Consider the following 12082-nt stretch of genomic DNA (forward strand, 5'->3'; position numbering starts at 1 on the left):
GACGCCTCCCGGTTTCGTCAAACGATGCGGCAGGCATCCTCGAAGCCAAGCCGCGGGTTTCGCGGGAACAGGCTGTCTTCGCGGCCATAGCCCAGCGCGCAGATGAAATTGGCCTGCCAGCGTCCGTCGGGCAAGAATGCAGCATTCACCTTTCCCGCGTCGAAGCCAGACATCGGCCCGCAATCGAGGCCAAGCGCACGGGCAGCGATCATCAGATAGGCCCCTTGCAACGGCACATTGCGCGCCAGCATATCGGCAATCAGATCAGCCTTGCCAGCGAAGACGGACTGGTAATCGCGTGAAGGAAACAGCTTGGGCATTTCATCGTAAAAGCGGCTGTCGCCAGCGACGATGACGGTGACGGGCGCCGAAGCCACCTTGGCGACATTGCCCGCAGAGACACACTCCCCCAGCCGCGCCTTCGCTTCTGCCGAAGCAACGAAAACAAACCGCGCCGGGCAGGTATTCGCCGCCGTCGGCCCCCACCTGGCATGATCGTAGATTTCTCGCAGCAGGTCAGCCGCGATCGGTCTGTCCTCGTATGTATTGTACGTTCGCGCCTCGTCGAACAGTTGGCCGATATCCATCACCACACCAGGGGCAGTTTGTCTGGCTGGAGAATTCCGCCAGTGTGCGTCTTTACGACATAGCCCTCCTGGATACGAAATGGCGGAATGGCTTTCAGAAATTCCTCCAGCGCAATCCGCATTTCGCGCCGCGCCAGATGCATGCCGACACACAAGTGCGGCCCATAGCCAAAGCTGAGATAACGCGACTTGCGCCCCAGCTTCACGACATCGGCCTCTTCATAGGCATCGGGATCATGCCCGGCGAGACACGTGGCCAACGCAACCTTGTCACCCGGCTGGAATGTTGCCCCGCCGATTGTCACTTCATGGGTGCAGGTGCGGAACGTGGTGACGGCGGGATAGACGCGCATCATTTCCTCGATGGCATCCATGATCATTTCGGGATTTGCCCGCAGCCTAGCCTGATCCTCGGGGTGTGTGGCCAGGTGGCGGAACTGCCAGGCCATATTGGTGGACACGGTGTCCATGCCGCCAATGAACAGGTTGAAGGTGAAGCCCACCAGTTCGTCGTCAGTCAGCGGACGACCTTCGATCTCGGCGGTGACGCCATAACTGATCAGATCGTTGCCGGGATTGGCCTTCCGCTCGGCAATCTGTTCGCGAAGGTAAGTCACCACCTTGCGGGTGCTGGCGGCGATCTTGCCCAGATCATTGGTGTGCAGCAGGTCCATTTCCCATTCGAGGAAGGTGGCGACCATGCTCTGCGGCAGGCCCATCAGTTCAAGGAAAACCTTGATCGGAAATTCAAAGGCGAAATCGTGGACGAATTCACACGATCCCCTGGCCTTGATTGCCGCACAGTATTCCTGCGCATAGAGCCGGATCTTGCCGTCCAGCTTGTTGATTTCCTTGGGCGTGAACAACGGGTTGACGAACTTTCGATAGAGCCCGTGCATCGGCGGATCGGTTTCCGCCGGAAGCGAACTCCAGCTTTCGCCCACCAGCATGGCGAAAGGCGCAAAATCCTTGTTCGAGAAATTGTCGGTGTCGAAATAGATTTTTTCGAGGTCCTCGACCCGCCGGACAATCCACGCTGGAGTGCCGCCCGGATAGGCGTCGAGCGAATAGAACACCGGCGGCATCGTGCGGTGAATTTCGGGAATGGTCGTCTCAAACGGGTTCTCATCCACCAGACCGCCCATCTTGATGGGATAATCGAAAACCAGCTCTCTGGGAACGTGGGCCGGAGCTTCAGTGACTTGCGCGCCGATCATCGAAATTCTCCCTGAGACTCGTTCTATTGTCTCCTTTGATATCGGCCGCAATCGGCTCGGCACCCTGCTGAAGGATAGGGTCATCCCAAAACTGGCATCGATCTGCCTGATTTGATCTGGATCAATTCCGTCTCCTCCGAATTCTGCTTAATAATACAAAATAGACAGTTTGTGTATATCTAGTTGATTCGCAAGCTGCGCATTGGAGAGGATCACAAGCAATGGCCACACAACTCAAAGCGGCTGCGGTTGAACAGTCCTGCGGATACAACCTGCAAGCCGAAAAGGAGATGGTCGGCCGGGCCCGCGAACTGCAACCGCTGCTGCGCCAACATGCCTCGTATGGCGACGAGCATGGCGTCCTCCATCCCGATGTCTTCGCCGCGCTGACCGATGCCGGCTTCTGGGCCATGGCCGCCCCCCGCCGCTGGGGAGGACTTGGCACCAGCGCCCAGGCCATGGCGCTGGTGGGCTACGAGCTGGCCAAGGCCGATCCTTCGGTTGGCTGGGTCTATACCGTGCTGCACGGCACCACCTGGGTCGCCAGCCTTGGCCCGGACGCGCTGCAGGAGGCGATCTTCGGATCGAGCAGCGAGCATCCGGTGATCTGCGGCATTGCCAACCCGCCCGGGACCATGGTCGAGGTTGACGGCGGTTATATCGTCAATGGCCGCTGGCCCTACGCATCGGGCTCGGCCCATGCTTCGTGGGCCCAGCTTGGCGTGGCGACGGTTGGCAAAGACGGTCACAACGGCGGCGGCTTCGCCTATCTGCGGCGCGAACAGTACACCATCGAGAACACCTGGCACATGATGGGAATGAAGGGCACTGGCTCAAACACCATCGTCGCCAAGGACGCGTTCATCCCCAGCGATCAGTTCTACAACGTCGCCGAACTGGGCATCGGCGGACACACCCCCGGCAAGCGCCACGTAGGCGAACCATCCGACTTCTGGCCCTTCATGCCCTTCCTGCGCGCCACAGCCCATGCCGTGGTCGCCGGCGCCGCTTCCGCCATCATGGAGCGGGTGATGGAAGCCTCGCACAAGCGCCCCATCATATACACTTCCTATCCCAGGCAGTCCGAAGCCGTGATGATGCAGGGTGAACTCGGCAAGGCCGCAGCCAAGATCTCCGCCGCCGAAGCTCTCACCTTCAAGAACTGCGATCTGATCGACAATGCAGGTCTCGCACACGAACGCCTTACCCCGCAGCAACGGGCCCTGAGCAAGGGCGAAGGATCGCTGTCCGTCAGCCTGCTGAGCGAAGCTATAGAGGAGCTGATGTTCCTTGCCGGATCAAGCGCCTACGCCGATTCGAACCCGATCCAGCGGCTCTACCGGGACGCGTCGTTCGCCATGCGTCACGTCGCGAACCTGCCTTATGTCGGCTACGAAATTCTCGGCAAATCGCTGCTCGGCGTCGAACCCAACATCGCCCTGCCCGATTTCATCTGACCCCCAAAAACAGAACCTACGAGAGGAGACAGGCCATGCGTCTCAATTCACGCAACGATTACGTCAAGGAAGCCATGTCGCAGTTCATCGATCTGGAGAACCGCGAGGTTTCGGTTGCTGCCCTGCACGATCAGGAGCTTTACGAACTGGAGCTGGAGCGGATCTTCGCCAAGGCCTGGCTGATGATCGGTCATGAAACCGAAATCCCCAACGTGGGTGATTATGTCGTCCGGTTGATGGGTGAGGATCAGGTCATCGTCGCCCGCGCAGCAGACGGTCAGGTTCACGTCTCGCTCAATGTCTGCCCTCACCGGGCCATGCATGTCTGCCTGTCCGACAGCGGCAATGCCCGCGTTCAGAAGTGCATCTATCACGGCTGGGCCTTCCGCCCCGACGGCAGCTTCATCGGCGCTCCGATCGAGCGGGAACAGATGCATGGCAACATCAGGACCAAGGAACAGCTCGGCCTCAAGAAGGCGCGTGTTCAGCTTTATGGCGGTCTGGTTTTTGCCACCTGGAACCATGATGGCCCGTCGCTCGACGAATGGTTCGGCGACATGAAGTTTTATTACGACATGCTGTTCTGCCGCACCGACAAGGGGCTGGAGGTACTCGGACCCCCGCAGCGCCTGACGATCGACGCCAACTGGAAAACAGCTGGCGAACAGTCCGCCTGTGACGGCTTCCATACCCTCACCCTGCACGGCTCGGTGATCGATATCGGCGCGATGGGCGGCGAGACGGATACCGAACACGAAAGCGCACCGGCCATGTATGGTATCAACCTGTCAGGCAACGGCCATTCGCTGCGTTGCATCGCCGCCGATACCAGTTGGGCTCTCGCACATGGCAAGGGTGAGCTGACGCCTGAGGAGCGGCTTGAGGCCTTCCCGCCCCCCGGCATCACGCCCGAGCTGCTGCCCGAGGTAAAGCGCAACATGAGCGCCGAGCAACTCCATGTCCTGGCCAAGGCTCCCCCAGTGGTGGGCGGCATGTTCCCGAACATGAACATTCTTTTCATCTACAGCCCGCTGCGTGATGGTACGCTGGGATCGGCGCTCGTGCTCCATTCGATCATGCCCAAAGGGCCGAACCATTTCGAATGGACGACGTACTACTTCGCCGAAAAGGGGACGCCTGAGCACGTCAAGGTGATGATGCGCGCAGCAGCCACGCTTGGCACCGGCACGTCAGGCATCATCGAGCAGGACGACAGCGACACCTGGCCGCACATGACCGAAAGCGCCAAGGGTGTGATCGGCCGGACCGAGACGATGAAATATCAGGCCATTCTTGGCGAAAACCGCCCGGCTGACTGGCCGGACAAGGCCAAGGTCTATGAAGGCTTCGGCAAGGACGATGCGCAGTGGGAGTGGTGGCTTGCCTATCACAAGCTGATGACCGCCGAAGCCTGAGCAATTCCGCAGCATTCCGATAAAAGGGACCTCCATCATGTCCGTCACCGTCGCAACTGTAACCTACACCCGCGAAGACCAGCGCCGCGGCGAGGTTCCCTATGGTTCACCCGTCTATAACTCCATCATGGGCTTCCTCATCCGCGAGGCCCGCCTGCTCGATCACCGGGACATCAAGGCCTGGGGCGAACTGCTCGCCGAGGATCTCGAATACAAGGCACCGGTGCGCATCACCCGTCGGGTGCAGAAGTTCAGTGAAGAGTTCGGCACCATGGGCCATTTCGATGACGACTATAACTCGATGATGCTGCGCATCACGCGCCTTATCACCACGACCAACGCCTGGTCGGAAGACCCGGCAAGCCGCGTGCGGCGATTCATCTCGAACGTCACCGTCTGGGAAACCGATGTGCCAGACGAATACGAAGTGTCGAGCTACCTATTCCTCACCCGCAATCGCGCTGAGGCCAAGGATTACAAGCAGTTGAGCGCTGAACGGAACGACCGGCTGCGCATGACCAAGGACGGTTTCAAGATCGCCCGGCGCTCGATCATGCTCGATCAGGTCGTGCTGGGAATGCCCAACTTCGCCATTTTCCTGTGACGGCAGACATTCCGGTGAGAGGAGACCCCCATGTCGCTTGATCTCGTGATTGATCGCACCATCCCCGCCCATGTTCCAGAAAGCATGATCCGCGACTGGCCGTTCCAGTTCGGCACGACGCACATCGGCAATCCCTATGTCGATCTGGTCGATGCCGTGCACGCCAGCCATCCGGATGTGTTCTACACCCGCGATGCCTATCCCGGAGCGCAACCGGCCTGGGTGGTCCGCCGGTTCGACGATGTGTCCGCGATCTACAAGGACAATGTGAACTTCATCAACATGGGATTCGCGCCCTTTGCCATGCTGACCGGCGAGCATTGGCATCTTGTCCCGGCAGAGATGGACCCGCCTGATCATGGCCGTTACCGCGCGATGATCTTTCCCCTGTTCACACCAAAGGCGGTGCGCAGTCTGGAAGAAAAGGTTGCGGCCTATGCCAGTCACTACATAAACCAGTTCAAGGATCGCGGATCTTGCGAATTCATGAGCGAATTCGCTTTTGAATTTCCGATCAAGGTGATCCTTGACCTGATCGGACTGCCGCAGGACATGGTTGGCCAGTTCATGGCCTGGGAGACCGACCTGCTGCACGGCCACGATCTGGAAACGATAGCTGCCGCCACGACAAGCGTTGTCGCCTATCTTCGAGGCGAAATCGAAGACCGCAAACGCAACCCCCGCGAAGATCTGCTGACCTTCGGCGTCAATGCCGAAGTCGATGGTGGGAAAATGAACGACGACGAGGTGCTGGGCTTTGCCTTCAACCTGTTCATTGGCGGGCTCGATACGGTTTCCACCAACCTGGGTTTGCAGTTCTGGCATCTGGCCACTCACGCTGAAGATCAGGCCAAGCTGCGCGCCAACCCCGATCTGATTCCCGATGCCATCGAAGAAATGCTGCGCGGTTATGCGGCAGTTTCCACGTTTCGCACCGTGGCAAACAAGGTCGAGTTGAAGGGCGCCACGATGATGCCCGGCGACAAGGTCATCATGTCCACCACGCTTGCCGGGCGCGATCCTGCCGCATGGGATGCCCCCGCAGAAATTCGGCTCGATCGCAAGCCTCAGCACGTCAGCTTCGCAACCGGGCCACACTTGTGCCTTGGCCTGCATCTGGCGCGCCGCGAACTCAATTTCGCCATCAGCCAGTTCCTGAAGGAAATCCCGCAGTTTCAACTGGAACCCGGCAAAGACGTGGAATTCCATCTCGGAATGATCCAGCCGCTGGAACTGCCGCTCGTCTGGTAGCCGGGGCGGCACAAGCGTCCGCCCGCTTTACGCGGGTAAAACGAACATGCCTTCAGACAGGTTCGCGCGGCGTCTAGATTGCCCATGAACGATAACAGACATAATCCTGACGGAGCCTGAAACATGAGCAGCACCACCCTTGATCCGCTGGATCAGATGGTTGCCGATTACTCGCTGGTCACTAACGGCTATGCGGGCACTGCACCCAACAATCCCTATCCCATGTTCGCGGAATTGCGCGGCAAGTGCCCGGTGATGCATGGCGACCTGCTGCTGCAGAACCAGATCCCCTCGATGGCCGATTACATGATGACCGGCCGCCCCACGGTCACCCTGCTGCGCTACAAGGACATTCATTCGGTCCTGATGAATCCGAAGGACTGGCTGAGCTACATTGTCGGCGACGGCTTTGGCGCGGCAGTGGACAACATGCTGCTGACCGCGATGGACGGCGAAGCGCACGACAAGTTCCGCGCGACTCTGGCAAAGCCGTTCATGCGGACTGAAATCCGCAAGCTGGTCGATACGCTGATCCGTCCCGTGGTGATGGATGAATTCATCAACAAGCTGCGCCCCAATGGCAAAGCCGATCTGGTGCGTGAACTTGCGCTACCCTTCCCGATCCGCGCGATCTACGCCTATTTCGGCTTCCCTCATGATGCCGATCTCCTCTCCAATCTGGCCAGCTGGGCGATTCAGGTTGTCGCCGCACCGCAGACCGACCCCGAACTCGCGGCAGTGACCGTGCCGCAATCGATGGTTGCCGGACAATCGATGTACGACACCGTCATGCCGATCGTGCAGGCCTATCGCGCGCGCGGCGAAATGCGCGCCGACATACTTGGCCACATGATGCAGGTGGAGCACGAAGGCCGCAAGTTCACCGACGACGAAATCACCCTGTTCATCCGCATGCTGCTGCTGGCAGCGGGTGAAACGACCACCCGCAGCTTTGCGAACATGATGGTGCAACTGCTCGAAAATCCCGACGTGCTCGAAGAAGTGCGCGCAGACCGCACCCTGATCCCCAAGGCGGTCAGCGAAACCATGCGCCGCGATCCCACCGCCGGTGCTGTCGCGCGCATTGCGGCGCGTGACATGGAAGTGGGCGGCGTGGCGATTCCAAAGGGTACTGCAGTCCTGCTATCCATCGCCTCGGCCAACCGCGATCCTGAGGCCTATGAGGACCCGGATCGTCTGTGGCTGAAACGTCCGATGCGCCCGCTGCTCAGCTTTGGTTTCGGCCCGCATATGTGCATGGGCATGCATATGGCGCTGGCAGAAATGGAAGTAGCGCTTGATGCCATGCTCGATCTGCCGAACCTGCGCTTTGATCCCGCCTATCCGCATCCGGAAATTCGCGGCCTGAACATGCGCGGACCGGACGCCATTCACGTTCTTTGGGACTGATCCCGCCACTGTCCGGAAGGTAGGTGAAGTGCCCCGAGAATGCGCGGCACAGGTCAGGCAATGGCTGCCGCTTCGCATTGCGCGGGCGGCCCATCGCCAGTCTGGGAGAGTGCCGTGTTCAAGCCTCAGGGAACCACCCCGCGCGATCATGATACGCATGACGCCGATGTCGCGCTGCTGACAGCCTATCTCGAAGACGAACTGGGTGCCTCCCAGATCGAACTGCACAAGGAGCGGCGGTGGCGGCCAGTCTGGCGAGCGACAATGATGCGCAACGGTCAGCCGACGGAATTGCTGCTCAAGGGTGAGCGTACCTGGCTGACCCACCCTTACCCGCTCGACTACGAAAAGGACATGCAGCGCACCCTGCATGAAAACGGCGTGCCGATTCCTGCGATCCTTGGCTATTGCCCAGAGCCCGCCGCCATCGTCATGGAATGGGTGCGCGGCGGGCGTGATCCGGGGCTGATCCAGCAGGCCATCGAACAGGGCTCGGAAATGACTGAGGACCGCTGGCAAGCCTCTCTCAGCTACATGGAGATCCTGGCCCGGATGCACAGCATCCCGCCGGAAAAGTTCGTTGCCGCCGGCGCCCTGATGCCCGCCGATGACAGAGCGATTGCGCTCGGCAACTTCGAGCTGTTTCACGCCATGACCGGGATGAACGGCATCAGCGATCCCTTCATCCACTTTTTCGCCGGCTGGCTGCGACGCAATTACCCCAAGGGCACTTCCCGCGTGTCGTTCCTGACCGGAGATTGTGGGCAATTCCTCTCGGACGGACCGGAAGTAACCTGCATCCTCGATGTCGAAATCGGCCATCTCGGCGATCCGATGCGTGATCTAGCCTGCTATCGCGGGCGGCATCCGATCGAGAATATGGGCGATGTGCCTGCCCTTTTCCTTCATTACGAGCAGGCTTCAGGTCAGCCGCTCGACTACGACGCCATCGCCTTCCACACCGTCGCGTTCCTATGCGAGGCCTATTACGGCCCATTCTTTGGCTTGCATGACATGGGACGCGGTGGCGACTGGGTCGAAAGCATGGTCCAGATTGCGGTGATTGGACGACGCGCAGTGGAAGCCCTGGCCGAAATCATCGGGTTGGAGCTGGACGACATCACCTTGCCGCCCCCTGAAGCGACGCCGTTGGAAGACCTCGCGCTGGGCAAGCTGATCGCCGAACTGGGCCGCCTGCCTGAAAGCGATGCCCTGCCGGATTGGCAGCGCAATGTGCTGGCTTCCATTCCGCACTATCTGAAGAATCGCGGCCACTACCGCCAGTGGTGCGAAGCGGCAGACATCGCTGAAACGGCGGCACTTACCGGCAGCCATCCCGCCAATGTCACCGAGGCCGATGCCGCCCTCACCCGCTTCATCACCGCCGCCGGCGCCGAACAGGATGCCGCCCTCACCCGCCTGTTCCACCGCCGCTTCCTGCGCCAGTGTCTGATCATTGCCGGCGCGGACCCCGCTCCGGACCATATCGCCCTGGCCAAAATGGAACCGATCCTCGACCGCAAGCTGGATTAGGCCAGACCATGGATCTGGGCGTCAATGGCCCGGTTAGGATCGGTGACGGGCCACGCACATGGCATCGTTTGCTGAATCGACGAAGACCTGGAGCGCAATGATCTAAAGTTGTCTTCATTCTACGTGGTGAGGGCCAGCGCGATAAGGCGCAGCAATGATCTAGCCGATATCGGAGCTTCACTTTTCCGGTTGTGCGATTGGATTTCAGGACGACGACGGGGGCAAGAATGCCGGCAGCCGAAAGCAAAACCCTACATGTTTCCTGTCCAGCGACAGTCTCAGGCTCAAAATCTACCAATATCTGGGTAGTCCCCTCCCCTAGCTCCGGAATGTGAGCAACCGACCTGATCCTCGACAACCTCCGCATGTGCCGGAGGGAAGCAAGTGTCGACGGGGTCTGAAGCAGAGCAACAGCTATCGGCCCTGGATTTCACGGGCTTCGCGCAGGAATTCCTCAGGCGGAACCGGGAATATCGGGCGCAATATGCCAGGATCTCTGAAGCGATAGCGCGCGACCCGCTGTCCAGGGAAGCAAAGGAGGTGGCCCGTACATGGGGCCTGATGTTTCCCATGCCGACCAGACGCACCGGCTGATTTGGCACCTGCGGTTTGGGCAACGGAACTGTCGCCTGCGACGATAATCCTTGAGCCTGCATCTCCTCGAACCACCGCATTGACGGTTGATCAGATCCTCGCTGGCCGGGCCGCCGTGCTGGATCGGACCATCGACGGCCTGCGCCACATCGTTCTCGCAACTCCACATGGACCCTTGCGGCTGTGCATCGACAATTCCCAACCAAACACCGGACTGAAATGCGTCATTCAGACCGACAGCCTGATCGATGTTCGCATTGCTGCGCTGCAGTGGTTTCACAAGTCCCTGCAGGGCTCACCACTGGATCCGGGCCCCAAATGCCTGTTCCCTACCCCTTTTCAGCGCAGCAGACTGAATCTGATGCTCAGGATTCTCGATTACCTCGCGGACAGCGCCGGCAATCCCAATCCAATCCGGGAAATCAGCCAGCTGATCGTCTATCCCCGCACAAAGTTGGCAAGCGCCGCAGAGTGGAAGACTTCGTCCGAAAGGCGGCGGACGCAGCGTCTCGTCAATGAAGCAAAATCGCTGATGAACGGCGGCTATCACGCTCTGCTCAAGGGTGAGCTTCGACAATGAAACTATTGAAATTAATATAAACTCCACCATGTCTCTGGAAATGTGCCTATTGGAGATATGAACCGTCCCGGGATTGGCGGAGGCCATTTGGTTTAAGTTATGCGGCCATGGGCGTATCGTCCAGCATGGCGTAGTATCGCTCCTCTGCTTCGGCAGGCGGGATATTGCCGATGGGCGCGAGCAGTCTGCGGTTGTCGAACCAGTCCACCCATTCCAGCGTGGCGTATTCAACGGCTTCAAAGGATCGCCACGGACCTCGCCTGTAGATTACCCCGGCATTGTAAAGGCCGTTGATCGTCTCGGCCAAGGCGTTGTCATTGCTGTCGCCAACGCTGCCGACGGATGGTTCGATCCCGGCTTCGGCCAGGCGCTCGGTATATTTGATCGCCGCGCTCACTTACACAAATGGCACTGCATGCCGAGACCCATTCCTGACCTAATTCCGTCAAAAGGCACCTTGAATGGGCTGGGCATAGCAAGCCTTTGCCTGCTAGGTTTGCTCCATGCGGACCGATCTCGATCACCTGCCATCCAACAAGCAGCGCGAGCTCGAGCGTGTTGTACAGATCCTGTTCGAGGAATTCGAAGACAGTTTCGCGCTAGCCAAACACCAATGGAAGAAGGCGGGGCGGATCCTCAAGGTGATCCTCTACGGCTCCTACGCGCGCGGCGGCTGGATCGATGAGCCACATACCGCCAAGGGCTACAAGTCTGACTTCGACCTGCTGATCATCGTCAATGACAAGCGGCTGACCGACCGGGTCAAGTACTGGGCCAAGCTCGATGACCGGCTGATGCGCGAGTACGGCATCACCGGTACGCTCAGCACGCCGGTAAATTTCATCGTCCATACACTGCAGGAAGTGAACGACGGGCTCGCCCATGGCCGCTACTTCTTCATGGACGTCGCCAAAGAAGGCGTAGCGCTTTACCAGAGCGACGACATCGAGCTCCACACGCCCAAGCCCAAGACACCGCAGCAGGCACTGGCAATGGCCAAGGAGTATTTGGACGAGTGGTTGCCGGGTGGACAGCAGTTTCTTGAAACAGCGAGGTTCATGGGAGCTAAGGGCTGGAACAAAAAAGCAGCGTTTCTTCTACATCAGGCGACCGAAAATCTTTACCACTGCGTGCTGCTTGTTACGACCTTCTACACCCCACACGTGCACAACCTTGGCTTCCTTCGCACCCAAGCCGAACGCCTAGATCGCCGCCTCACCTATGTCTGGCCAGCCGATAACCGCAAGGACCGCGCGACCTTCGAGAAGCTCAAGGAGGCCTACGTCAAGGCTCGCTACTCGAAGCACTACCGGATCAGCGCCGAGGAATTGACGTGGCTTGGTGAACGGGTCGAGGAACTTGGCCGCGTGGTACACGAGGTTTGCAGCGAACGCATTGCCGAGCTTGAGGCTGAGATACAGAAGCGAGGCTGAT

At 59.5% G+C, this 12082-nt stretch carries 11 protein-coding genes and 1 pseudogene; 9 read left to right on the forward strand and 3 right to left on the reverse strand.

What is annotated here, in order from left to right; all coding sequences use genetic code 11:
• Positions 1-17: 17 nt before the first annotated feature.
• Together WG900_RS14460 and WG900_RS14465 are read right to left on the reverse strand one after the other, a co-directional pair.
• Positions 18-587, reverse strand: coding sequence for a malonic semialdehyde reductase (locus tag WG900_RS14460; RefSeq protein WP_339968004.1), 570 nt, complete (start codon positions 585-587; stop codon positions 18-20).
• The gene (locus WG900_RS14465) at positions 587-1804 is read right to left on the reverse strand and encodes a cytochrome P450 (RefSeq protein ID WP_339968006.1); all 1218 of its coding nucleotides are present in this window, start codon (positions 1802-1804) and stop codon (positions 587-589) included. Before WG900_RS14465 ends, WG900_RS14460 begins: the two co-directional genes overlap by 1 nt.
• A gap of 221 nt (positions 1805-2025) precedes the next feature.
• On the opposite strand from WG900_RS14465, the gene WG900_RS14470 reads away from it, so the two are divergent.
• The 8 genes from WG900_RS14470 to WG900_RS14505 all read left to right on the forward strand — a co-directional run bounded on the left by WG900_RS14470 (position 2026) and on the right by WG900_RS14505 (position 10648).
• Positions 2026-3261: an acyl-CoA dehydrogenase family protein gene (locus tag WG900_RS14470; RefSeq protein ID WP_339968008.1), complete on the forward strand. Its 1236-nt coding sequence runs from the start codon at positions 2026-2028 to the stop codon at positions 3259-3261.
• A 35-nt stretch (positions 3262-3296) separates the two neighbouring features.
• The gene (locus WG900_RS14475; RefSeq protein ID WP_339968010.1) at positions 3297-4676 is read left to right on the forward strand and encodes a Rieske 2Fe-2S domain-containing protein; all 1380 of its coding nucleotides are present in this window, start codon (positions 3297-3299) and stop codon (positions 4674-4676) included.
• A 37-nt stretch (positions 4677-4713) separates the two neighbouring features.
• Positions 4714-5280, forward strand: coding sequence for a 3-phenylpropionate/cinnamic acid dioxygenase subunit beta (locus WG900_RS14480; RefSeq protein WP_339968012.1), 567 nt, complete (start codon positions 4714-4716; stop codon positions 5278-5280).
• A 30-nt stretch (positions 5281-5310) separates the two neighbouring features.
• Positions 5311-6531, forward strand: coding sequence for a cytochrome P450 (locus WG900_RS14485; RefSeq protein ID WP_339968014.1), 1221 nt, complete (start codon positions 5311-5313; stop codon positions 6529-6531).
• A 123-nt stretch (positions 6532-6654) separates the two neighbouring features.
• Complete coding sequence (locus WG900_RS14490) at positions 6655-7941, forward strand: cytochrome P450 (protein ID WP_339968016.1); 1287 nt, start codon at positions 6655-6657, stop codon at positions 7939-7941.
• A gap of 114 nt (positions 7942-8055) precedes the next feature.
• Complete coding sequence (locus WG900_RS14495) at positions 8056-9474, forward strand: phosphotransferase (RefSeq protein WP_339968018.1); 1419 nt, start codon at positions 8056-8058, stop codon at positions 9472-9474.
• A 384-nt stretch (positions 9475-9858) separates the two neighbouring features.
• Positions 9859-10068, forward strand: a complete 210-nt coding sequence (locus WG900_RS14500) for a transcriptional regulator domain-containing protein (protein WP_339968020.1) — start codon at positions 9859-9861, stop codon at positions 10066-10068.
• Between the two features lie 79 nt (positions 10069-10147).
• Positions 10148-10648, forward strand: coding sequence for a DUF2285 domain-containing protein (locus WG900_RS14505; RefSeq protein ID WP_339968022.1), 501 nt, complete (start codon positions 10148-10150; stop codon positions 10646-10648).
• Between the two features lie 97 nt (positions 10649-10745).
• Here the strand turns inward: WG900_RS14505 and WG900_RS14510 are convergent.
• Positions 10746-11036 (reverse strand): annotated as a pseudogene (locus tag WG900_RS14510) (integrase core domain-containing protein); the annotation flags it as partial.
• Between the two features lie 115 nt (positions 11037-11151).
• On the opposite strand from WG900_RS14510, the gene WG900_RS14515 reads away from it, so the two are divergent.
• Positions 11152-12081 (forward strand): HEPN domain-containing protein, encoded by a 930-nt coding sequence (locus tag WG900_RS14515; RefSeq protein WP_339968024.1) that lies wholly within the window; start codon positions 11152-11154, stop codon positions 12079-12081.
• Position 12082: the final 1 nt, after the last annotated feature.

It is taken from the genome of Novosphingobium aquae (genome assembly GCF_037572715.1).
Taxonomy (GTDB): Bacteria; Pseudomonadota; Alphaproteobacteria; order Sphingomonadales; family Sphingomonadaceae; genus Novosphingobium; species Novosphingobium aquae.